The sequence below is a fragment of the Nocardioides panacisoli genome (genome assembly GCF_019448235.1).
GTDB classification, from domain to species: domain Bacteria; phylum Actinomycetota; class Actinomycetes; order Propionibacteriales; family Nocardioidaceae; genus Nocardioides; species Nocardioides panacisoli_A.
The window spans coordinates 3,245,644-3,266,559 of sequence record NZ_CP080409.1 but is presented as its reverse complement, the minus strand read 5'-3'; the positions used below and the strand labels follow the sequence as shown (position 1 = coordinate 3,266,559).

23 protein-coding genes are annotated in these 20,916 nt (G+C 73.1%); 7 read left to right on the top strand and 16 right to left on the bottom strand.

Features of this window, described 5'->3' with window-relative positions; translation table 11 throughout:
* Nucleotides 1-2: 2 nt before the first annotated feature.
* Together KUV85_RS15950 and KUV85_RS15945 are read right to left on the bottom strand one after the other, a co-directional pair.
* Nucleotides 3-362 (bottom strand): NADH-quinone oxidoreductase subunit A, encoded by a 360-nt coding sequence (locus tag KUV85_RS15950; RefSeq protein ID WP_219960873.1) that lies wholly within the window; start codon nt 360-362, stop codon nt 3-5.
* 195 nt (nt 363-557) lie between these two features.
* Nucleotides 558-1,247: a demethylmenaquinone methyltransferase gene (locus KUV85_RS15945; protein WP_237690159.1), complete on the bottom strand. Its 690-nt coding sequence runs from the start codon at nt 1,245-1,247 to the stop codon at nt 558-560.
* Between the two features lie 134 nt (nt 1,248-1,381).
* On the opposite strand from KUV85_RS15945, the gene KUV85_RS15940 reads away from it, so the two are divergent.
* A complete protein-coding gene (locus KUV85_RS15940; protein WP_219960872.1) occupies nt 1,382-2,326 on the top strand; it encodes a L,D-transpeptidase family protein in 945 nt (314 codons plus the stop codon).
* Between the two features lie 27 nt (nt 2,327-2,353).
* Here KUV85_RS15940 and KUV85_RS15935 read toward each other — a convergent pair whose 3' ends face one another.
* Nucleotides 2,354-2,971, bottom strand: a complete 618-nt coding sequence (locus KUV85_RS15935; RefSeq protein WP_219960871.1) for a hypothetical protein — start codon at nt 2,969-2,971, stop codon at nt 2,354-2,356.
* Between the two features lie 68 nt (nt 2,972-3,039).
* Here KUV85_RS15935 and KUV85_RS15930 point away from each other — a divergent pair, with 68 nt between their 5' ends.
* The gene (locus tag KUV85_RS15930; RefSeq protein ID WP_219960870.1) at nt 3,040-4,305 is read left to right on the top strand and encodes an isochorismate synthase; all 1,266 of its coding nucleotides are present in this window, start codon (nt 3,040-3,042) and stop codon (nt 4,303-4,305) included.
* A gap of 78 nt (nt 4,306-4,383) precedes the next feature.
* On the opposite strand, the gene KUV85_RS15925 is transcribed toward KUV85_RS15930, so the two are convergent.
* A complete protein-coding gene (locus KUV85_RS15925) occupies nt 4,384-5,019 on the bottom strand; it encodes an MBL fold metallo-hydrolase (protein WP_219960869.1) in 636 nt (211 codons plus the stop codon).
* Between the two features lie 33 nt (nt 5,020-5,052).
* Between KUV85_RS15925 and KUV85_RS15920 the strand changes: the two genes are divergently transcribed.
* Complete coding sequence (locus tag KUV85_RS15920) at nt 5,053-5,547, top strand: GNAT family N-acetyltransferase (protein WP_219960868.1); 495 nt, start codon at nt 5,053-5,055, stop codon at nt 5,545-5,547.
* Nucleotides 5,544-6,374 carry an NAD(P)H-binding protein gene (locus tag KUV85_RS15915; RefSeq protein ID WP_219960867.1) on the top strand — a complete coding sequence of 277 codons (831 nt, stop codon included), beginning with the start codon at nt 5,544-5,546 and terminating at the stop codon, nt 6,372-6,374. Before KUV85_RS15920 ends, KUV85_RS15915 begins: the two co-directional genes overlap by 4 nt.
* Nucleotide 6,375: 1 nt before the next feature.
* On the opposite strand, the gene menD is transcribed toward KUV85_RS15915, so the two are convergent.
* From menD to KUV85_RS15895, 4 genes are read right to left on the bottom strand one after another with little or no spacing between them, the layout of a single operon-like run.
* Nucleotides 6,376-7,983, bottom strand: coding sequence for a 2-succinyl-5-enolpyruvyl-6-hydroxy-3-cyclohexene-1-carboxylic-acid synthase (menD, locus tag KUV85_RS15910; RefSeq protein WP_219960866.1), 1,608 nt, complete (start codon nt 7,981-7,983; stop codon nt 6,376-6,378).
* Nucleotides 7,980-8,930, bottom strand: coding sequence for an o-succinylbenzoate synthase (locus tag KUV85_RS15905; protein ID WP_219960865.1), 951 nt, complete (start codon nt 8,928-8,930; stop codon nt 7,980-7,982). The genes menD and KUV85_RS15905 overlap by 4 nt, the downstream gene beginning before the upstream one ends.
* The gene (locus KUV85_RS15900) at nt 8,927-9,934 is read right to left on the bottom strand and encodes an AMP-binding protein (protein WP_219960864.1); all 1,008 of its coding nucleotides are present in this window, start codon (nt 9,932-9,934) and stop codon (nt 8,927-8,929) included. The genes KUV85_RS15905 and KUV85_RS15900 overlap by 4 nt, the downstream gene beginning before the upstream one ends.
* A gap of 21 nt (nt 9,935-9,955) precedes the next feature.
* Entirely contained in the window at nt 9,956-10,996 is a 1,041-nt protein-coding gene (locus KUV85_RS15895; protein WP_219960863.1) for a winged helix DNA-binding domain-containing protein, read from the bottom strand.
* Between the two features lie 165 nt (nt 10,997-11,161).
* On the opposite strand from KUV85_RS15895, the gene KUV85_RS15890 reads away from it, so the two are divergent.
* Nucleotides 11,162-12,058 carry a 1,4-dihydroxy-2-naphthoate polyprenyltransferase gene (locus KUV85_RS15890; protein ID WP_219960862.1) on the top strand — a complete coding sequence of 299 codons (897 nt, stop codon included), beginning with the start codon at nt 11,162-11,164 and terminating at the stop codon, nt 12,056-12,058.
* A gap of 42 nt (nt 12,059-12,100) precedes the next feature.
* On the opposite strand, the gene KUV85_RS15885 is transcribed toward KUV85_RS15890, so the two are convergent.
* Entirely contained in the window at nt 12,101-12,361 is a 261-nt protein-coding gene (locus KUV85_RS15885) for a DUF4229 domain-containing protein (protein ID WP_219960861.1), read from the bottom strand.
* A gap of 70 nt (nt 12,362-12,431) precedes the next feature.
* Between KUV85_RS15885 and KUV85_RS15880 the strand changes: the two genes are divergently transcribed.
* Nucleotides 12,432-12,665, top strand: a complete 234-nt coding sequence (locus KUV85_RS15880; RefSeq protein ID WP_219960860.1) for a hypothetical protein — start codon at nt 12,432-12,434, stop codon at nt 12,663-12,665.
* A gap of 21 nt (nt 12,666-12,686) precedes the next feature.
* Here the strand turns inward: KUV85_RS15880 and KUV85_RS15875 are convergent, their stop codons facing one another.
* The 7 genes from KUV85_RS15875 to hemL form a co-directional block, all read right to left on the bottom strand.
* Nucleotides 12,687-13,286 carry a hypothetical protein gene (locus KUV85_RS15875; protein WP_219960859.1) on the bottom strand — a complete coding sequence of 200 codons (600 nt, stop codon included), beginning with the start codon at nt 13,284-13,286 and terminating at the stop codon, nt 12,687-12,689.
* Between the two features lie 12 nt (nt 13,287-13,298).
* Nucleotides 13,299-14,297 carry a c-type cytochrome biogenesis protein CcsB gene (gene ccsB / locus KUV85_RS15870; protein WP_219960858.1) on the bottom strand — a complete coding sequence of 333 codons (999 nt, stop codon included), beginning with the start codon at nt 14,295-14,297 and terminating at the stop codon, nt 13,299-13,301.
* On the bottom strand, nt 14,294-15,907 hold the full coding sequence (gene resB / locus KUV85_RS15865; RefSeq protein WP_219960857.1) for a cytochrome c biogenesis protein ResB: 1,614 nt from the start codon (nt 15,905-15,907) through the stop codon (nt 14,294-14,296). The genes ccsB and resB overlap by 4 nt, the downstream gene beginning before the upstream one ends.
* On the bottom strand, nt 15,904-16,659 hold the full coding sequence (locus KUV85_RS15860) for a cytochrome c biogenesis CcdA family protein (protein ID WP_219960856.1): 756 nt from the start codon (nt 16,657-16,659) through the stop codon (nt 15,904-15,906). Before KUV85_RS15860 ends, resB begins: the two co-directional genes overlap by 4 nt.
* A complete protein-coding gene (locus tag KUV85_RS15855; RefSeq protein ID WP_219960855.1) occupies nt 16,652-17,203 on the bottom strand; it encodes a TlpA disulfide reductase family protein in 552 nt (183 codons plus the stop codon). Before KUV85_RS15855 ends, KUV85_RS15860 begins: the two co-directional genes overlap by 8 nt.
* A gap of 97 nt (nt 17,204-17,300) precedes the next feature.
* Nucleotides 17,301-17,987, bottom strand: coding sequence for a histidine phosphatase family protein (locus KUV85_RS15850; protein ID WP_219960854.1), 687 nt, complete (start codon nt 17,985-17,987; stop codon nt 17,301-17,303).
* Nucleotides 17,984-19,318, bottom strand: a complete 1,335-nt coding sequence (gene hemL / locus KUV85_RS15845) for a glutamate-1-semialdehyde 2,1-aminomutase (protein ID WP_219960853.1) — start codon at nt 19,316-19,318, stop codon at nt 17,984-17,986. The genes KUV85_RS15850 and hemL overlap by 4 nt, the downstream gene beginning before the upstream one ends.
* 285 nt (nt 19,319-19,603) lie before the next feature.
* On the opposite strand from hemL, the gene KUV85_RS15840 reads away from it, so the two are divergent.
* Nucleotides 19,604-20,902, top strand: coding sequence for a lytic transglycosylase domain-containing protein (locus KUV85_RS15840; protein WP_219960852.1), 1,299 nt, complete (start codon nt 19,604-19,606; stop codon nt 20,900-20,902).
* Nucleotides 20,903-20,916 lie beyond the last annotated feature (14 nt).

Here is a 20,916-nt window from a genome sequence, read left to right as displayed (position 1 = left end):
GGTCAGTCCCAGTCCAATCCGCCGCGGCGCCACTCGTAGACGTAGGCGATGGTGATGTTCACGAGGAAGAGGAGGACGGCCAGGAAGCCGAACCAGCCCAGCTCGTCGAAGTAGACCGCCCAGGGGTAGAGGAAGACGATCTCGATGTCGAAGATGATGAAGGTCATCGCGACCGTGTAGTACTTCACCGGGAACCGGCCCGAGAGTGCCTGCGGCGTGGGGTCGATGCCGCACTCGTAGGACTCGAGCTTGTTGCGGTTGTAGCGCTTCGGGCCGCCGACGAAGGCACTCATCACGACCGACCCGACCGCGAAGGCGGCGGCCAGCGCGGTCAGCGCGAGCACCGGCACGTACAGCTCCATGAGCGTCCTTCCCTGGGTGTCACTCCCGAGAGCCACTTCGTGACCTTGTGAACCGAATCACTAGTGACCCGCAACACATAGTGCCACTGGTCACGGGGGTCGACACAAGGGGGGTCGCCGGGTCGCAATTCCGGCGCTGACCTGCGGATTTAAGTCATGCCGACGTGTCGAAAATGCGGCGTGGGCCGCCCGGCCTCACGCGGTCGCGCGGTGGAGCGCGACGATGCCGCCACTGAGGTTGCGCCACTGCGGGTGCGACCAGCCGGCCTCGGCGATCAGGTCGGCCAGGCCCTGCTGGTCGGGCCACTCGCGGATCGACTCGGCGAGGTAGACGTAGGCGTCGGGTGAGGAGGAGACGCCGCGCGCGATCGTGGGCAGCGTCTTCATCAGGTACTCCAGGTAGACCGTGCGGAACGGCGACCACGTCGGGTGGCTGAACTCGCACACCACGAGTCGCCCGCCCGGACGCGTGACGCGCCGCATCTCCCGCAGGCCCGCGAGCGGGTCCACCACGTTGCGCAGGCCGAAGGAGATGGTCACCGCGTCGAAGACGTCGTCGGCGAACGGCAGCCTGGTGGCGTCGCCGGCGGTGAAGGGCAACTGGGGCCGGGCCTCCTTGCCGACCTGCAGCATGCCGATGGAGAAGTCGCACGGCACGACGCTCGCGCCCGCCTCCTCGAACGGCTCCGCCGACGTGCCGGTGCCCGCCGCCAGGTCGAGCACCCGGTCACCGAAGCCGGGATCGACGGCGTCCAGGACGTGGGTGCGCCAGCGACGGTCCTGCCCGAAGGACAGCACGTCGTTGGTGACGTCGTAGCGCCGGGCGACGGCGTCGAACATGCGACGTACGTCGGCGGGTTGCTTGTCCAACTCTGCACGGGCCACGCGCAGAATCTACGCGCATCACGAAACGGTCTCGATGTCGGGCTCGACGGCCCGGCGATGCAACCGAACACCGCCCGGGAGCGTCTCCTCCCTGCACGACCATCCATGGGAAGCGTGGCGAAAGGCGGACGACGATGAGGCTCCTACGACGCATCGTGTTGGTGCTGGCACTGCTGACCACGGGAGCCGTCACCGTGGGCGCGGCGTACGCCGCCGGGCTGGTGGACCGCGACGACCTCTGGCCGGGCGCAAGGACCGAGGCGGCGCAGCAGGGGACGCCGTCGGCGCGTCCCGCACCGTCGCCGAGCGCCGCGTCCCCCAGCGCCCCCGCGAGCGCCGGGGCCACGACGACGGCACCCGAGCCCACACGCACGCCCACGACGAGCGCACCGTCGCCGAGCCGGACGGCGACCCCGTCCCCGACGCCGACGCTCACCCCCGGCCCCCGACTGCTCGGACAGGGCGACCGGGGTGACGAGGTCCGCGACCTCCAGGCCAGGCTGCGCCAGATCCGCTGGTTCGACCACTCCGTGACCGGCTACTACGGCGACGTCACCGCGACCGCGGTGCGCGGCTTCCAGGGCAAGCGGGGCTTCCCGGTGACCGGCGAGGTCGACCGGCGCACCCTGGACCGGCTGCGCGAGATGTCGCGCGAGCCGACCGCGGCCGAGCTCACCGACGCCCCGATCGGCAACCAGCCGGGCACCCTCGACGCCCGCTGCAGCAGCGGCCGCGTGCTGTGCATCGACAAGTCCAGCCGGACCTTGCGCTGGGTCGTCGACGGCACCGTCCAGCGCACCGTCGACGTGCGGTTCGGCCGGGAGAGCATGCCGACCCGGGAGGGCTCGTTCGCGGTGCGGTTCAAGAGCCGTGACCACGTGTCGTCGATCTACGACACCTCGATGCCCTTCGCGATGTTCTTCTCCGGTGGCCAGGCGGTGCACTACTCGCCCGACTTCGCCGCCAACGGCTACAACGGCGCCTCGCACGGCTGCGTCAACGTGCGCGACCGCGACGCCATCGCCACGCTCTTCGACCAAGTGCGCGTCGGCGACCGGGTCGTCGTCTACTGGTCCTGACGAACGTCTCGGTGTCGAGCGGTGTCGTCAGCCGGCGCCGTGGGCGACGATCTCGTCGAGCACCCCCACGGTGTCGTCCACGCTGAGCCCGGCGGCCCGGATCTCGTAGGTGGCGCCGTCGTCGCCGCGCTGGCAGTGCACCGCACTCGGCACGGCGTCCGCCGCGGCGGCCTGGTCGTCGGAGGACCAGGCGACGTAGCACGCGGTCTCGCCCTGGCGGACGACGTCGTACCACGGGCCGCCGTGCGGCTCGTCGGGGTCGACCGGCAGCCCGAGGCGGAACGTCCCGGGCTCGCCCGCCGAGATCGAGGCCTCGGCCTGTGCGGAGAGGTCGGTGGCGAGGTAGGTCGTGACGGCCACGTCGGTCTCGAAGACCTCACCGAGCTTGTCGGCGGCGTACTCGTTCTGCTCGTCGAGCTGCTCGGTGATCTGCTCCGGCGTCACCTGGGCGCCCTCGGGCAGCTGCTCCAGCCCGTCGTAGACGACGAGGTCGCCGCCCAGCACCCGGTCCGGGAACGGGTCGGCCGGCACCGAGCCGCCCGCCTCGTCGTCGGCGACGGCGGGCAGCCCGACGGCGAATCCGACCATGCCGGCGAGCAGGACGAGGCCGGCGACGAGGGCCAGGACGGGGGACGCAGCACGCATGGGCGCCATGGTGCCCGAACGGTGGGTGGCGATCCCCGACTGGGTAGGCTCGCGCCGTGACGAGCGGCGTGACGACAGATGCCCCCGCGGTCGCGACCGGACCGCTGGTCGCGCGGACCGTCGCTGTCCCCGTGGACGCGATCGAGTCGCTCGTCGACCTGCTGCCCGAGCGCCAGCCGCTGGCCTGGCTGCGCCACGGCGAGGGCATCGTCGGTTGGGGGCGTGCCGCCGGGGTGGAGACCTCGGGACCGGCACGGTTCGCCGAGGCCGACGCCTGGTGGCAGGAGGTCGTCGAGCACGCCGTCGTCCGTGACGAGGTGCGCGAGCACGGCACCGGACTGCTGTGCTTCGGAAGCTTCGGCTTCACCGACGCCCCGGGATCCTCGGTCCTGGTCGTGCCGGAGGTCATCGTCGGGGTGCGCGAGGGCACGGCCTGGGTGACGACCGTGACCAGCGGCAGCCTGGACCGCATCGACCGGGCCCTGCATCCTGCCGACCCGCCACCCGCACCGGCCGGCCTGACCTTCGACGACGGAGCCCTCGACGCCGGAGCGTGGGGCGACGTGGTCGCGGAAGCCGTGCGCCGCATCAACGGCGGCGAGCTGGAGAAGGTCGTGCTCGCCCGCGACCTGCGCGCGACCGCCGAGGAGCCGGTCGACGTCCGCTGGCCGCTGCGGCGACTGGCTGCGACCTACCCGACGTGCTGGACGTTCCACGTCGACGGGCTCTTCGGCGCCACCCCGGAGATGCTCGTACGCCGCGAGCGCGGCCTGGTGACCTCCCGGGTGCTGGCCGGCACCATCCGGCGTACCGGCGACGACGAGCACGACCTGGCGCTGGCCGGCGCACTCGCGCGCTCGTCGAAGGACCTCGAGGAGCACGAGTACGCCGTCCGGTCCGTGGCCGACGCCCTCGCCCCTCACTGCTCCTCCACCAGCGTCCCCGAGACGCCGTTCGTGCTGCACCTGCCCAACGTCATGCACCTCGCCACCGACGTCAACGGCGTGGTCCACGACTCCCGCGAGACCTCTTCGCTGCAGCTGGCGGCCGCGCTGCACCCCTCCGCCGCCGTCGGAGGCACGCCGACCCCGGACGCCGTCGCGCTCATCGGCGAGCTGGAGGGCATGGACCGCGGCCGCTACGCCGCCCCGGTCGGCTGGATGGACGCCGCCGGCGACGGCGAGTGGGGCATCGCGCTCCGCTCGGCCCAGGTGGAGGGCAACGCCGTCCGCCTCTTCGCCGGGTGCGGCATCGTCGCCGACTCCGACCCCGACGCCGAGCTGGCCGAGGCCGCCGCGAAGTTCGAACCGGTCCGCGAGGCGCTCCTCCCCTGAGGGTCGTCGCCCGGCATCGGTCTCGACATGCTCGACCACCGGTGGTCGAGCATGTCGGGACCGGGTGAGCCGCGTCCGCTACAGGTCGGCGCCGTCGGCGAGGCGGACGTACTCCTGTCCCTCGTCCAGCAGCCGGGAGAAGTGGGTGTCGGCGATGCCCAGCCCGGCCTCGGAGTACACCCGGTCGTGGATCGCGACGTTGCGCTGCGCGCCCACGCGGCGGGCGAAGTCGATGCCCTCGGCGACCTTCATCCACGGGGCACTCACCGGGGTGAGCAGCACGTCGACCGACTCGCCCGGCCCGGTCAGCGCGTCGCCGGGGTGGAAGACCTTCGTCTCCCCGAGGTCGAGGACGTAGCCGCTGTTGTCGAAGCGGGGCAGGTCGGGATGGATCACCGCGTGCTGCTCGCCGACGACCCGCACCGGGATCGCGCCGAGGTCGAACCGCTCCTCGGGCGCCACCACCCGCACCCGCTCGGCCACGTCGGGGGCGTCCCCGCGCAGCACGGCCGCGACCGCGCCGATGGTGTGGATCGGCGCGTCGGTGCGGCGCAGGTTCGCCACGTCGCAGTGGTCGAAGTGCTCGTGGGTGATGAGGACGGCGTCCGCACCGTCGAGCGCCTCCGGCTCGGTGAACACGCCGGGGTCGATGACCACCGTGGTGCCCTCGTGCTCGACCCGGACGCACGCATGCCCGAACTTGGTGAGCCTCATGGGGGCAACCTACCCACGACCTACGCTGGACGCATGCCTGCGCTCTCGGAGGTCGTCCTGCGCCCCGTCGTGCCCGCGGACGCGGCGGCGATGGCGACGTTGCACGTCGACGCCTGGGAGGAGGCGTACGCCGACCTGATGCCCGCCGCGGTGCTCGCCGAGCGGCGTCGCAACCTGGCCCAGCGCGTCGATCGGTGGCGCACCATCATCGACTCCTCCCCCGCGACCACGACGGTGGCCGAGCACGACGGTGAGCTCGTCGGGTTCAGCTCGGTCGGTCCCGGTCGCAGCGACGACCTCGACGTCGCCGAGGAGCTGTGGGCGCTCTACGTGCGCGCGTCCTGGTGGGGCGACGGGCTCGGGCACCGGATGCTGCGCGACGGGCTGGGTGACCGGCCGGCGTACCTCTGGGTGCTGCGGGGCAACCAGCGGGGCATCGGCTTCTACCAGCGGCAGGGGTTCGTCCTCGACGGCGCGGCCCACGACGACCCGCCGTTCGGCACCGAGCTGCGGATGGTGCGGCGATGATCGCGCTCACCGGCGCGACGGGCGCCGTCGGCGGGCTGGTGGCGCACCGGTTGGCCGACCTGCGGCCGCGGCTGGTGGTGCGCGACGCGGGCCGGGCACCGGACCTCGGCGGCGAGGTGCGCGAGGCGACGTACGCTGACACCGCGGCCATGCGTGCCGCGCTCGACGGCGTCGAGACGCTCTTCCTCGTCTCCGCCGCCGAGTCGGGCCGGCGCCGCGCCGAGCACCGCAGCGCGATCGAGGCCGCCGCGGCCGCCGGCGTACGGCACGTCGTCTACACCTCCTTCCAGGGCGCCTCCCCGGACGCGACCTTCACCCTCGGCCGCGACCACGCCGACGCCGAGGCCACGATCCCCGCCTCCGGGATGTCCGCGACGCTGCTGCGCGACAACTTCTACGCCGACATCCTGCCGCTCTTCGCCGACACCGAGGGGGTGCTGCGCGGACCCGCCGGCGAGGGGCGCGTGGCGGCAGTCGCCCGTGCCGACGTGGCCGACGTGGCGGCGGCCGTGCTGCGCGACCCGGCCGCGCACGCCGGCGCCACCTACACGCTCACCGGACCGGAGGCGTTGACGCTCACCGAGGTGGCGGACCGGGCCGGGGCCGTGCTCGGCCGGCCGCTGCGCTACCTCGAGGAGACGGTCGAGGAGGCCTACGCCTCACGTCGGGCCGGCTGGCCGGACACCCCCGACTGGCAGCTCGACGCCTGGGTCAGCACCTACACCGCGATCGCCGACGGGTCGGTGGCCGCCGTGAGTGACGACGTACGCCGCGTCACCGGCCGTGCGGCGCGCACGCTGGAGGAGGCGCTCGACCGACGCGCCTGACTCAGTCGACGAGGTCGCGGATCGCCGCGTCCAGCGCGCGGCGGTCGGCGCGGCCGACGGTGGCCTCGACGACCTCGATGCCGCCGTTGGGGCTGGCGAGTGCCTGCTCGAGTTCGGGGCGTGACGCCACCCGGAGGTGGGGCGTCCGGGTCGCTGCACAGGCGCTGGCGAGGTCGGCGCCGGTCGGGGTGCCGAAGAGCCGTTCAAAGGCGTCGGCGTGTGCCGGTGCACCCTGCTCGAGCAGGGAGAAGATGGCGCCACCGTCGTCGTTGGGCACCACGATCGTCAGGTCGGGCCGCGGCTCGTGCGGACCGAGCACGAGGCCGTTCTGGTCGTGGAGGAAGGTCAGGTCGCCCAGCAGCGCGAGGTTGCGCGTGGAGGCGGGTCGCCCGAGTGCGGCCCCGACGGCGGTGCTGACGGTGCCGTCGATGCCGGCGAGACCGCGGTTGGCGATGACCTTGCGGCGCTCGCCGACCGGGGCCGGCCGGGCGACCAGGTCGAGGTCGCGTATCGGGCTGGAGGCGCCCACCATGAGCAGGCCGCCGGCGGGCAGGGCCGCGAAGGTCGCCGCCGCGACGTCGTACGCCGTCAGCGCGGGCTGCTCGGCGAGCAGTGCGTCGAGGCGACGTCCGGTGGTGCGGTCGGCCTCCTGCCAGGCGGCGAGCCAGATGCCGTCGTCGGGCTCGGCGGTGGGGACGTGGTCGAGCAGCGTGGCCAGCGGTGGTCGCACGGGCCAGACGCCGCGGCCGGGGACGACGAGCACCTCGACGTCCTCGCGCGCCAGCAGCCGCGCGACGGGCCGCGAGAGCGTGGGACGGCCGACGACCACGACCCGCTCGATGGCCGCGCCGAGCTCGCCGGCCAGGAGGAGGCGGTAGGTGCGGATGGCGTTGGCCCCGGTCCGCGACCCGCTGCTGGGCTCGGCGAGCAGCGGCCACTGCGCGTCCTGGGCGAGCACCCGGGCCGGGGGGCCGGCCTCGTCACCGGCCACGACCACGGTCCGCGGGCCGGCACCGAGTCGAGTCGTGAGTTGTTCACCGTCGAGTCGTGACTTCTTGCGCTCCGGGGCGACCACTCCTGCGGACTCGACCGGCAACAACTCACCACTCGACGCCTCGGGCACGAGCGGGTCGTCGAGCTGGACGTTGAGGTGGGTCGGCCGGTCGCCGCGGAGGTCGGCCACCGGGGGCAGGTCTGCCTCCGTCGCGACGTCGTACGCCGTCACCAGCGACCCGAAGGCGCCACGCTGGTCGGTCGTCTGGTTGGCGCCGGTCCCCCGGAGGCGGGCGGGGCGGTCCGCGGTCACGAACACGACGCCGAGTCCGGTGTGGGCGGCCTCGAGGGCGGCGGGGTGGAGGTTGGCGACCGCCGTACCGGAGGTGCAGAGGACCGCCGCCCGGGCGCCGACCTTGGTGAGGCCGACGGCGAGGAAGCCTGCGGAGCGCTCGTCGATGCGGGTGTGGAGTCGCAGCGCGCCGGCACGGTCGGCCTGCCAGGTCGCGAATGCGAGCGGGGCGTTGCGGGAGCCGGGCGCCACGACGACGTCGGTGACGCCGGCCGCGAGGAGCCGCTCGAGCGTGGTCCGGGCCAGGGTGGTCGCGTCGGTCACGGGAGTCGATCCTGCCCCAGGGCCTGCACTGCGTGCAGTCTCGCCTGCCAGTGCGCCACGCGGTCCGGTGCAGCGGCACACCGCTCGAGTGCGGCCGGGTCGACGCTGGGCCGCACGACCGGCAGCGCACCATCGACCGGGAGCAGCGGCTCGTCGACGACGTCGTCGGTGAGCAGCTGGCCGGTCGCGAGCCCGCACGCGTGCGGCAGCTCCGGGAGCGCCGCCGCGAGCGCCACGCCGGCGGCCAGCCCGACGGAGGTCTCCAGCGCCGAGGACACCACCACCGGCAGCTGGATCTGCTCGGCGATCTCGAGGCAGGCGCGGACACCACCCAGCGGCTGCACCTTCAGCACGGCGATGTCGGCGGCGGCGAGGTCGCGCACCCGGTAGGGGTCCTCGGCGCGGCGGATCGACTCGTCCGCGGCGATCGGCACCTCGACGCGGCGGCGGCACGCGGCCAGCTCCTCGACGGTGGCGCAGGGCTGCTCGACGTACTCCAGACCGCCGGCGGCGCGGTCGAGCAGGGCGATGGCGGACGCCGCGTCGTCGACGCCCCACGCACCGTTGGCGTCGATCCTGACGTGGCCGGCCGTGCCGAGGGCGTCGCGGACTGCCTCGAGCCGGGCCTGGTCCTCCGCGAGCGACTGCCCGCGTTCGCCGACCTTGACCTTGGCGGTGCGGCAGCCGCCGTCGGTGACGATGCGGTGGGCCGTGGCGGGGTCGACGGCGGGGACGGTGACGTTGACCGGCACCCGGTCGCGCACCGGCGCGGGCCAGTCGCCGGCGGCGGCCTCCTCGGCGCAGCGCAGCCACGGCGCCGCGACGGCGGCGTCGTACTCCAGGAAGGGGCTCCACTCCCCCCAGCCGGCCGGGCCCTCGACGAGGGCGGCCTCGCGGGTGGTGATGCCGCGGAACCGGGTCCGCAGGCCGATCGAGACCACCTTCACGGCTGCTCCGCGAGGGCGCGCAGGGCCCGGCGGTCGGGCTTGCCGTTGGGCAGTTCGGGGATCGCGTCGAGGGCGACGACCTGCCGCGGCGCCCACGACCGCGGGTGCGCGGCCGCGACCCAGTCGCGCAGGTCGTCGAGCCCGGTGGCGTGGCCGACCACGAACGCGACGACCCGGTGGCCCCACTCCTCGTCGGGGATGCCGAGCACCTCGGCGGCGGCGAGGTCGGGGTGGGCGCGCAGCCGGGCGGCGACGGCCGGCGCCGGCACGTTGAGCCCGCCGGAGACGACGACGTCGTCGACCCGGCCGAGCACCTGCAGCCGTCCGTCCTCGTCGAAGCGGCCGGCATCAAAGGTGTGGAACCAGCCGTCGAGCAGCGCCTTGTCGGTCAGCAACGGGTCGTCGGCGTAGCCGGAGAACAGCGTCGGCCCGCCGATCCGGATCCGGCCGGACTCGCCCAACGCGACGGCGACACCGTCCAGCGGCACCCCGTCGTAGACGCATCCGCCAGCGGTCTCGGCGGCGCCGTACGTCGCCACGATCCGTACGCCGGCCTCCTCCGCCGCCGTGCGGAGCCCGGGATCGATGGGGCCGCCGCCGAGCAGGACGGTGTGGGCGCGGGCCAACGCCGCACGGTCACGGCCGTCGGCGAGCATGCGGTGCAGCTGGGTGGGCACCAGCGACACGAACCATCCCGCACCGTCCGGCCACCCGTCGCGTTGGAGGAGGACGGGCTCGTGACCGGCGACCAGTGAGCGGACAACGACCTGGATGCCGGCGACGTAGGTCGGCGGCAGCGCCAGCACCCACGGGCCGGTGGCGCCGAGGCGCTGCGCGCTCGCGGCGACGGAGGCGAGGACGGCGGCGCGGGGCAGGCGGACCCGTTTGGGGGCACCGGTCGAGCCGGAGGTCTCCACGACGAGGGGCCGGTCGGGGCCGGCGAGCCAGTCGCGCAACTGGGCCACGACCTCGTCCGGGGTGCCGCGCGGGCTGACGTCCTCCACGGCACCGACGCTATCGGAGGCTCACCCAGTGGCCACCTCGGCCAGCGCCGCGTCGATCGCGGCGCGTTGCGGTGAGGGGACCTGCTCGACGAGGTCGACGAGCTCGGCCCCCTTCTTGGTGTTCCGCCAGGTGGCGACCACCCGGCCGTCCAGGACCACCAGCGGCCGGAAGACACCGTTCTTGCCGGGCACGACGGCCTGCTGCATCGCCGGCGTGGCGACGAGGCTGCGGTCGGCGTGGCCGAGGTAGTACTCGTCGAAGCCGGGCAGCAGCACCACGCCCTCGGCGGGCGGGAGGTCGGCCAGCGCGGCGTAGTCCTCCTCGTGGACCAGGTGGACCGTGTCGAGGCCCGCGACGGCGACCTCGGCGAGACCCACGCAGCGCGCGACCGCGCGGCGTACCTGCCCCTTGGGGAGCTTGGTCCACCAGGCGATGTCGTCGACCGTGGCGAGTCCGCGGGCGCGGACGTAGCCGGCGACGGCGTCGGCGAGCACCTCCTCCGGCGCGGCGACCTCGACCGGCGGCGTCGCGACCAGGCACTGCTCGCCGTCGCGGAACGGGCCCCAGTGCCACAGTGAGCGCACCGAGTGCAGCACGATCAGGTGGTAGCCGCGGCCCTGCGTGGTCGGGACCCCGGCGTCCTCCCACTGCTGCAGCATCTCAGCGCGCGTGTGGGGACCGTCGGTCATCGCCTCCGCGGCGACCTCGGCCGACCGCGCGACGATGTCCTCGTCGAGCCCGATGTGCCCCCAGCGCTTGACCATGGCCTGCTCGGTGCGGGCCGCGGTCAGGCTCAGCAGGCCCGCCAACCAGTGCGGTGTCGTCGCGAACAGGGTGCCGCGCATCGGCCACCCGCGCACCAGCTCGCCCCGGTCGAACGCCGCCCGCACCCCGGTCACGTCCTCGCCGGACCGCAGTCCGATCGCCTGCAGCACCGCCGGCAGGTCCTGCCCCTGCAGCGCCACCGCCCGCTCGACCACCCCCGCCGGGTCGAGCCCGAGCGGCCTGGTCAGTCCGTGGGCGGCCAGCCGGAGCCGGAGCGCCTGGTCGGTGGTCAGCATGGCCGTCAGCCTGCCACTGGGCTCCGACAGCGGTGGGAGCGATCCCCGGCCGACCGGGGATCGCCCACCTTGTCCGGCACTGCACTGCCCGACAACGTAGGCGAACACCGGACAACCCCACCGCCCGTCGCGTCGACGCCGTCGCCGGCCTGCTTGAATCCGGGCATGGCCACCCCTGCTCATTGGCTCGCCGGCGCCCGTCCCCGCACCCTGCCCGCGGCGGTCGCGCCCGTGCTGGCCGGCACCGCCGTGGCGGCGTACGACGGCCGGTCCGGTGACCTCGGCGGCGCGGTCTGGTGGAAGGCACTACTGGCCCTGCTGGTCAGCCTCGCGCTGCAGGTCGGCGTCAACTACGCCAACGACTACTCCGACGGCATCCGCGGCACCGACGACTCCCGGGTGGGACCGCTGCGCCTGGTGGGCTCCGGTCTCGCCGAGCCGTACGCCGTCAAGCGGGCCGCGTTCGCCGCCTTCGGTGTCGCCGGCCTCGCCGGCCTGGTCCTGGCCGCGACGACCGCATGGTGGCTGGTGGCCGTCGGCGCGGTGTGCGTGCTGGCGGCGTGGTTCTACACCGGCGGCTCGCGCCCGTACGGCTACCTGGGGCTGGGCGAGGTGATGGTGTTCGTCTTCTTCGGACTGGTGGCGGTCATCGGCACCACCTACGTCCAGGTCGAGGCGTGGTCGTGGACGGCGCTCGCGGCCGGCGTCGGCATCGGCGCGCTGGCGTGCGCGATCCTGGTCGCCAACAACCTGCGCGACATCCCCACCGACACCGACGCCGGCAAGCTGACGCTCGCCGTACGCCTCGGCGACCGGCGCACGCGCGGCCTCTACGTCGCGCTCGTGGTCCTCGCCGGCCTCGCCGTGATCGGCGTCGCCGCGCTCACCACGTGGTGGGCCCTGCTGGGCCTGGGCTTCGTCGCGTTCGTCGTCATCGCGGTGCGCATCGTCACCGGCGGCGCGTCGGGGCCGTCGCTGATCCCGGTGCTGCAGCAGACCGGGCAGGCCGAGCTCGCCTGGGCCGTGCTGGTCAGCGCCGGGCTGCTGCTCGGCCTGGCCTGAGCGGACCGGACGCGATCGACGACCGGCCGGGCAGAGCCCGGATCAGTCCCGGTCCTCCTTGGACCGCTGCTCGTCGAACTTCGCCGCCGCCTGCTCGGCGCGGCCCTCGACGCGGACCGCGAAGGCTCGTCGCTGCCGCTCGAGGATGAAGAACGACGCCACGCCGCTGACGACGAACGCGATCAGCACCGCCCAGAAGATCGGCACCGAACCGGCGACGAGGAACCAGACGCCGAAGATGATCGCGAACGAGCCCGCAAACAGGCCGAGCCGCATCGCGGTGTAGATCCAGAAAGCCTTCACGGCCCCAGCCTACGTAACCGCCTGCCGGGAACCCCACCCGCGGTTACCGCCCACGGCCTACCCTTGGGGCATGGGCAAGGTGCTGGCAGTCGTTCTCATCTTCGCGGTGGCGACCTACCTGATCACGCGCGCCATGCAGGCGCGCGGCAACACCCCGGTACGCCGTCGCCCCTCGTTCCCCGACGTCCTGCCGAAGCCGAAGCCGCGGCCCTCCGCCCCGGACGACGACGAGGACTTCCTGCGCGACCTGGACCGCAAGCGTCGCAAGAAGAAGCGCCAGAACCCCCCGCCCGAGGACTCCTGAGGGCCGAGCGGGGTCAGCTGCTCAGCCTGCCGCGACCTCGCAGTGCTGGAAGGCCTCGATCACCGGGTCGAGCGCCGGGTCGCCCGGCTTCGCTGCCAGGAACGCCGAGACGTCGGCGTCGATCTCGACGAGGCGCTCCACGACGCATTCGGCGAGGGTTCGGTCGACCTGCGGGTCGAGCATGAGGCCGCGGACGAACTCCTCACGGACCTGCGGGTGTGCGAACGGGTCGTCCCCGAGCACGGCGTCGTAGGAGTCGGCGTCCATGTGCTCGGCGCAGGCCATGCCGGCCGTGCGGGCTGCCTCGTAGAGATCGGCACCGGCGCCGGCGAAGTCCTCCAACGCGTACTGCGAGATGTCGATCCCCTGGCGTTCGAGGTCGTCGAGCAGGCAGTCGGCGGCCTTGCCGGGGTAGCCGAGCCCGGTGAGTTCCTCCCGCACCTGCGCGCGGGTCAGGCCACCCGACTCCGCCACCGGTTCCTCGGTCGCCTCGGTCGCCGTGGTCGACCAGGTCTCGTCCGCGGCTGGTTCACCGGCCTGCCACTGGCCGCCCGCGAGTCCGCAGGCGGCGAGCAGGAGTCCGAGTGGGGCCAGGACGAGAGCACGGAGGAGGCGGGCCATGGGCCCACCCCATCACGGCCTGTCAACGATGGTGACGGCCGGGACCTCCGCCGGCGTCCCCGGCGCGGCGTAGGAGTGCTGGGAGTTGGAGGCGAAGTAGTTGACGCCGATGAAGTTGAACCACAGCGTCGCCATGCCGATCAGGGCCAGGATCGCTGCGTTGCGGCCCTTCCAGCCCGCGGTGGCGCGGGCGTGGAGGTAGCCGGCGTACACGACCCAGGTGATGAAGGCCCAGACCTCCTTGGGGTCCCAGTTCCAGTAGCGCGACCACGCCTCGTGGGCCCAGATCGGGCCGGTGATGAGCACCGCGAAGGTCCACACCGGGAAGGCGAACGCGTGGATCCGGTAGGCCAGCTTGTCCAGCGAGACGAGCCCCGGCACGCGCGCCAGCCAGCCATCCTCGGCGTCGCCGGTGCGGAGCTTGACCAGGTACATCACCGAGGCGATGCCGCCGACGGTGAAGGCACCGGTCGCGACCGCGGCGGAGACGACGTGGATCACCAGCCAGTAGGAGTTGAGCGCCTCGGTCAGCGGCGCCACGGGCTCGTGCAGCCAGATGACGGCGACCATCAGCACGCTGAGCACGAACCCGACCGCCAGCGGCGCCATCCAGCCCAGCCCGTAGCGGCGGAAGAGCGCCAGGTAGATCACCGTCACGACGAACGTGCCGGAGACGGTGAACTCGTACATGTTGCCCCACGGCACGCGGTTGGGCTCGGCGGCCATCCCGCGTCCCACGAGTGCCACGAAGTGCGCCAGTGCCGCGATGACGGTGAGCAGGTAGCCCAGCCGCCCGAGGAACGCGATCCGCTCCGACGGCGTACGCGCGCCGCTGTCGTCGCCCTCGACCGGCGCGTCCGGTGCCCCACCGGCGCCGACCGCAACCGCCGCCTCCTTGGGCTGGCGCAGCGCGGCGAACTCGCCCAGGTGCACCAGGAGCGCCAGGAAGTAGACGACGCCGGCGACCGCCACGGCCTGGTTGCTCAGGCCCTCCCACATCGCGTTGGTCATGATGGGTCCTTCTCCTCTGCACTCGTCTCCGGTCGCGGGCCCCGCAGGGCGGACACGATGTCGGAGAGCAGCTCGTCGACCTCGGCGTTGCCCGAGCGGTCCAGCACGGCGACCTCCACCAGCGTAGACGCGCCGCCCCCATCGGCGGCCCGCGCCCGGACGAAGACGCGGCGCGGCCGGATGAAGAGCGAGCCGCACAGCCCGATCAGGGCCAGCACGACGCCGATCAGCGCAACCTCCTTGCCGGGGCTCTGGCTGATCTGCACCCGCACCCAGGGCTCGACGCCCTCGAAGGTGACCGATCCGAGCCCGTCGGGCAGCTGCTGGGTCTGGCCCGGCTGGAGGTCGAGCCGCAGCGGGTCGCCCTCGGCGTCGCGGAGCTGGTCGGCGTTGCTCTTGTCCAGCACGTAGACCGACTCCGGCGAGCCGTCGTCGAGCCCGATGTCGCCGCTGTAGGCGAGCATCGAGATCGTGGGGTTGAGGTCGTCACCCATCAGCGTGACGGGGTCGCCCTCGACGTTGGCGAAGGTCGGGTAGAACAGCCCCTCCAGGCCGATCGCCTGCGGCTCGGCGGCGGGCGCCTTGACCACGCCGAAGGAGAGGAAGCTCGCGTCCTGGGGCAGGAAGACCGTCGGCCCCTTGTAGGCGACCTCGCCGTCGCCGTCGCGGACCGTGATGACCGGGGCGTAGCCGTGCCCGATGAGGAAGACGTCGGTGTTCTCGATCGTCAGCGGGTGGTTGACCCGCAGCGTGTACTCGTCGCGACTCTCGGTGTCGTCGGTGTAGTGGCTGAGGTCGGCCTCGAAGCCCTGCGCCATCCCCGCACGCGGCCCCTCGGTGAGCCAGTCGACGTGGAAGTCCTCCACGGTGAACGCGAACCGGTCGAGCTGGTCGGGGCTGAAGAGCCCGCCGGGGTTGAAGTCGTCGTACTGGGTGAGGCTGTTGCCGAACGTCGACCCCTTCACCAGGATCACGCCGCCCTGGTAGCCCAGCAGCCCCCCGACGGCGAACCCGGCGAGCACCACCAGCACCGAGAGGTGGAAGAGCAGGTTGCCCGCCTCGCGCAGGCGTCCCCGCTCGGCGCTGACGGCGTCGTCCGCCTTCTCGGTCGAGCTCGTCGGGACCCGCCGCAGCCGGTGGCCCCTGCCGAACGACCTCGGCCCCAGCACCGCCCGCGCGTGGGCGAGCACGGCCTCCGGCGTCTCGTCGGTCTCGTACGACGTGCTGTCCGGCATCCGCGAGAGGTTGCGCGGCGCGGCGGGCGGCTGGGCGCGGAGCGCGCGCCAGTAGACGGCCGTGCGCGGCACGATGCAGCCCACCAGCGAGATCACCAGCAGCAGGTAGATCGCGGAGAACCACACCGAGTCGTAGACGTTGAACAGGTCCAGCCGCTCATAGATCGGCGTCAGGTCGGGGTGCTGGTCCTTCCACCGCGTCACCGCGAGCGAGTCGACGCCCTCCTGCGGGATCACCGACCCCGGCACCGCCGCGAGCGCGAGCAGCAGCAGGAGCACCAGGGCGGTGCGCATCGAGGTGAGCTGGCGCCACGTCCAGCGCAGCAGCTCGCGCGCCGTCAGCTCCCCGGGACGGCGTACGGGGGCATCGCTCACACGTACACCCCGAAGTCGTCGACGAACTGGATCTGCACCCACTGGGTCAGGTGGCCCCACCAGCCGGTGACCATCAGCAGGCCGACGGCGATGAGCATCAGGCCGCCCAGGCGCATCACCCAGGCCTGGTGGCGGCGTACCCAGCCGAAGGCACCGATGAGGCGCCGGTAGAAGACCGCGGCGAGGATGAACGGGAGGCCCAGCCCGAGGGCGTAGACGAAGGACAGCAGGGCGCCGCGGGCGGCGGTGGCGTCGTCGAAGGTGAGTCCGACGATGACGCCGTAGGTGGGTCCGACGCACGGCTGCCAGCCGATGGCGAACAGCGCCCCGACCAACGGTGCCGACCCCAGGCCGACCCCGGGCAGGGTGTGGATGCGCCACTCGCGCTGCAGCCACGGGACCGCCCCGGCGAACACCAGGCCCAGCACCACCAGCAGTGCGCCGAGCACGACGGTGATGGTGTCCTGCCAGGTGCGCAGCCACGTGCCGACGCTGCCGAAGGCCGCCCCGAGGGCGACGAAGACCGCGGCGAAGCCGGACACGAACAGCACCGAGCCCAGCAGCATCCGGCCGCGGTGGCCGCGACCGTCGACGATGTCGGCGCCCGACAGCCCGGTCGCGTAGGAGAGGTAGCCCGGCAGCAGCGGCAGCGTGCAGGGCGTGAAGAAGGAGACCAGCCCGACCAGCAGCGCGATCGGCAGTGCGAGGCCGAGCGAGCCGACGGCGGCCTGCTCCTGGAAGAACTCAGCCATCGCCACCCTCGGCCGCGACCTCCTCGACGAGGTCCAGCAGCGTCCGCTTCGAGGGGATCTCCCCGCTGATCAGGGCGGCGACACGGCCGCGGTCGTCGAGCACGAGCGTGCTCGGCGTCGCGTACGGCGACCGCTTGCCGAACCGCAGCAGCAGCTCGCTGCCGGGGTCGTAGAAGGAGGGGTACTCCACGCCGACCTCGCGCTCGAAGGCCCGCGCGTTGGCCGGGTCGGTCTCGCGGATGTCGATGCCGACGAAGGACACCTCGTCGCGGTCGGTCTCCCCGTAGGCATCGACCAGCATCGGCATCTCGGCCTTGCACGGGCCGCACCAGGAGCCCCACACGTTGACGACCACGACGGTGCCGCGCAGGTCGGCCAGGTCGAGCCGGTCGCCGTCGAGGGTCTCCCCCGCGATCTCCACCGGCTCCTCGCGCTCCTCGGGTGCGACCTGGGTGACCGCGCCCTGCCCGGCGACGTAGTCGAGGTCGCCGGTGCCCTGGAAGGTCGAGCAGCCCGTCAGCAGCGCGGCGAGGACGAGGCCCACCGCAGCTGTGACGCCGAGTCGGCGTGAACTCGGCGAACCAGCGCCGACACGACGCCCGTGTCGGCCGAGTTCACGCCGACTCGGCAGCCCCGGCACCTCAGCCACCGTCGGGCTTCACGTCGTCGGGGGCGTTGCCGGCCGAGAACGGCGCGTGGCGGTCGCCCTTGGGCACCAGGTCGATCGCGGGCTCGCGGTAGGACACCTGGGTGATGCGGTCGCCGACGAAGCCGAACGAGGTCACCGAACACAGCGTGCACTGGCGCTTGCGGGGATCATGGAGGAACGACCGGTCCTCCACGTGGAGCCGTGTGGTCCAGATCGGCAGCTGGTGGGAGACCAGCAGCGCCTCGTGCCCGGCCGCGTCGCGGCGTACGTCCTCGATCGCGGCCATCATGCGGGCGACGATCTCGGCGTACGGCTCGCCCCAGCTGGGGCGGAAGGGGTTCCACAGGTGGCGCCACAGGCGGGGGTCGCGCAGCGTGCGGGGGCCGCTGAACTGCATGCCCTCGAACTGGTTCTCCGACTCCAGGATCCGCGACTCGAGCCCGACCTCGACCCCCAGCGTCTCGGCCAACGGCGCGGCGGTCTCCTGCGCCCGTTCCAGCGGTGAGGAGCGGACCACGGTGATGTCGCGGTCGCCGTAGGTCTCGGCGACCCGGCGCGCCATGGCACGGCCGCGCTCGGAGAGGTGGAAGCCGTCGCGGCGGCCGTAGAGGATGCCGTCGGGGTTGTGCACCTCGCCGTGGCGCAGCAGGTGGACGACGGTGTCGGGGGTGCCGCTCACTGGCCACCCCCGGCGGCAGCGGCCTGCGCGGCGGCCGGCAGCGCGTCGAGGACCTGCTGCACGGCGCGGTCGTCGTGCGCGGCCGAGACGAACCAGCCCTCGAAGGCCGACGGCGGCAGGTGCACCCCGCGCTCGAGCATCGCGTGGAAGAAGGCGCCGTACGCCGCCACGTCGGTGCCCTGGGCCTCGGCGAAGTTCCGCACCGGCCCCTCGGTGAGGAACACCGAGAACATCGAGCCGGTGGACTGCACGACGTGCGGTACGCCGGCCTGCTCCAGTGCACGGGAGGCCTCGGTGCGCAACGTGTCGGCCACCCGGTCCAGGTGGGCGTAGACCTTCTCGGTCGCGCAGCGCAGCGTGGTGAGGCCGGCGGCGGTGGCGATGGGGTTCCCCGACAGCGTGCCGGCCTGGTAGACGGGACCGTCGGGCGCCAGGTGGGCCATCACCTCGGCGCGCCCACCGAACGCGGCGGCCGGCAGCCCGCCACCCATGACCTTGCCGAAGGTCATCAGGTCCGGCGCCCAGCCCTCGACCTCGCCGTCCAGGCCCCACTGGCCGTGGGCGGAGGCGCGGAACCCGGTCATCACCTCGTCGCTGACGAAGAGCGCACCGTGGGCGCGGCAGGTCTCGGCGAGGAAGGCGTTGAAGCCCTGCCCGTCCACGACCTCGGGAGCGATGACACCCATGTTGCCCGGCGCGGCCTCGGTGATGAGGCAGGCGATCCGGTCTCCGTACTCGGCGAAGACCTGCTCGACCGCGGCACGGTCGTTGTAGGGCAGCACGAGGGTGAGCTCGGTGGAGGACTCCGGGACGCCGGGCGTGCCGGGGATGGAGAAGGTGGTGAGGCCGGACCCGGCCGCGGCCAGCAGCGAGTCGACGTGGCCGTGGTAGCAGCCGGCGAACTTCACGACCACGTCACGGCCGGTGAAGCCCCGCGCCAGCCGGATGGCCGACATGGTGGCCTCGGTGCCCGAGGAGACGAGCCGGAGCCGCTCGACCGGCGTACGGGAGACGATCTCCTCGGCGAGGGCGACCTCGCCCTCGGTCGGGGTGCCGTACGACGTGCCGCGGGCGGCCGCCGCCTGCACCGCCGCGACCACCTCGGGGTGGGCGTGGCCGAGCAGCATCGGCCCCCAGGAGCCGACCAGGTCGACGTAGGAGTGCCCGTCGACGTCGGTCAGCCAGGGGCCCTGCGCCTCGGCGATGAAGCGGGGGGTGCCGCCGACCGCGTTGAACGCGCGGACCGGTGAGTTGACCCCGCCGGGCGTGACCGCGCGGGCGCGCTCGAACAGCGCCGCGGACTTGTCCGTGGTGAGTGGCGTGGAGGTCACGCGGCCATTGTCACCGATGCCTGGATGGCACACCCAACCGGCCGATCGGCGCCGCGGGCGCTCGGCGTGACACACCTCACAGACGTGCGGGCTAGCATGCACGGAGAGCAGCGCCGGTGCACGCCGCCACGCCGTGGCGTGGGTGGGCCGGTCAACGAGATCGTGTGACACGCGTAACGCGGTGTGACACCATTCGTTGAGGAGGATGTCGCGCCGCTTCGGGAGGAGGCGCGATCATCAACCGGTGGCTTCGGGACCGCCAGATCCAAAGGGGAGAGACCACACATGTCGAGAATGCGTCAGGGCTACCTGTTGCGCGGCGTCGCGATCCTCATCGCAGCCGTGTTCTCGGGCGCGTGGACGTTCAGCGTCGCCGGGATGGGCGGCCTGCCCGCCGTCTCCGCCGCCGAGGAGCCCACGCCGGACCTGCCCGACGGCAGCAGCGTGCCCTCCGAGGCGATCGACGCGCCGGCCAGCCTGTCCAACACCGACGACCTCACCGGCGGCAACGGCGCGTCGGTGATCGCGGCGTCCTCGACCAACGCGATCCCGTCCGCCGCCCTGGCGGCGTACCAGCGTGCCGAGTCGGTCATCAACAAGGCCGACGAGAGCTGCAACATCACCTGGCAGCTCATCGCCGCGATCGGTCGGGTCGAGTCCAACCACGGCCGGGTCAACGGCAACGTGCTCGACAGCGACGGTGTGGCCAGCCCGGGCATCTACGGCCCCGCGCTCAACGGCACCGGCGGCGTGAAGGCGATCGCCGACACCGACGCCGGCCAGTACGACTCCGACGAGCGCTGGGACCGAGCGGTCGGCCCGATGCAGTTCATCCCCTCGACCTGGTCGGTCGTGGGCGTGGACGCCGACGGCGACGGCATGCGCAACCCGCAGGACATCGACGACGCCGCACTGGCCGCGGCGGTCTACCTCTGCTCCGGCGACGACGACCTGTCCACGCTCGCCGGCCAGAAGAGCGCGATCTTCCGCTACAACAACTCCACCGAGTACGTGAACCTGGTGCTCGACATCATGGAGGCCTACCTCGAGGGCGACTACACCGCCGTCGAGGGCACCACCACCGCGGGCGGCTTCATCGTCCCGGACCCGACCTACCAGCCGCCGCCGGCCTACAACCCGCCGCGCGCCGGTGGTGACCGCTACACGCCGCCCACGCAGAACAGCGGCGGTTCCTCCGGCGGCAGCAACGGCGGCTCCAGCAGCGGTGGTTCGACCGGTGGCAGCACCGGCGGCTCCGGTGGCGAGACCGGCGGCGACGGCGGTGGCGGCGACGTCATCTCCAACGACCCGGGCCAGGCCGCCAAGGACACCACCAAGAAGGTCACCGACGGCGTCAAGAAGACGACGGAGAAGCTCGCCAAGGGCGACGTCGGCGGCGCCGTGGAGGAGGTCGACAAGGAGGTCGTCGGCGGTGTCACGACGGCGCTCATCGACGGCCTGCTCGGCCCGCTGGCCAAGGACGAGGTCCGCACCAAGTGCAAGCAGAGCGTGGCGGACAAGCCGCTGCTGGTGCGTGAGCTCAAGCTGACCGAGTGCCTGCTGTCCTACGGCCTGCGGGGCTGACCGACCGCGAATCG

Excerpts from the sequence above, each read along its gene's own strand:
- KUV85_RS15950 (WP_219960873.1), bottom strand. The coding sequence starts at position 362 with ATGGAGCTGTACGTGCCGGTGCTCGCGCTGACCGCGCTGGCCGCCGCC.
- KUV85_RS15940 (WP_219960872.1), top strand. The coding sequence starts at position 1,382 with ATGAGGCTCCTACGACGCATCGTGTTGGTGCTGGCACTGCTGACCACG.
- KUV85_RS15935 (WP_219960871.1), bottom strand. The coding sequence starts at position 2,971 with ATGCGTGCTGCGTCCCCCGTCCTGGCCCTCGTCGCCGGCCTCGTCCTG.
- KUV85_RS15925 (WP_219960869.1), bottom strand. The coding sequence starts at position 5,019 with ATGAGGCTCACCAAGTTCGGGCATGCGTGCGTCCGGGTCGAGCACGAG.
- KUV85_RS15920 (WP_219960868.1), top strand. The coding sequence starts at position 5,053 with ATGCCTGCGCTCTCGGAGGTCGTCCTGCGCCCCGTCGTGCCCGCGGAC.
- KUV85_RS15915 (WP_219960867.1), top strand. The coding sequence starts at position 5,544 with ATGATCGCGCTCACCGGCGCGACGGGCGCCGTCGGCGGGCTGGTGGCG.
- KUV85_RS15895 (WP_219960863.1), bottom strand. The coding sequence starts at position 10,996 with ATGCTGACCACCGACCAGGCGCTCCGGCTCCGGCTGGCCGCCCACGGA.
- KUV85_RS15890 (WP_219960862.1), top strand. The coding sequence starts at position 11,162 with ATGGCCACCCCTGCTCATTGGCTCGCCGGCGCCCGTCCCCGCACCCTG.
- KUV85_RS15880 (WP_219960860.1), top strand. The coding sequence starts at position 12,432 with ATGGGCAAGGTGCTGGCAGTCGTTCTCATCTTCGCGGTGGCGACCTAC.
- KUV85_RS15875 (WP_219960859.1), bottom strand. The coding sequence starts at position 13,286 with ATGGCCCGCCTCCTCCGTGCTCTCGTCCTGGCCCCACTCGGACTCCTG.
- ccsB (WP_219960858.1), bottom strand. The coding sequence starts at position 14,297 with ATGACCAACGCGATGTGGGAGGGCCTGAGCAACCAGGCCGTGGCGGTC.
- KUV85_RS15860 (WP_219960856.1), bottom strand. The coding sequence starts at position 16,659 with ATGGCTGAGTTCTTCCAGGAGCAGGCCGCCGTCGGCTCGCTCGGCCTC.
- KUV85_RS15840 (WP_219960852.1), top strand. The coding sequence starts at position 19,604 with ATGTCGAGAATGCGTCAGGGCTACCTGTTGCGCGGCGTCGCGATCCTC.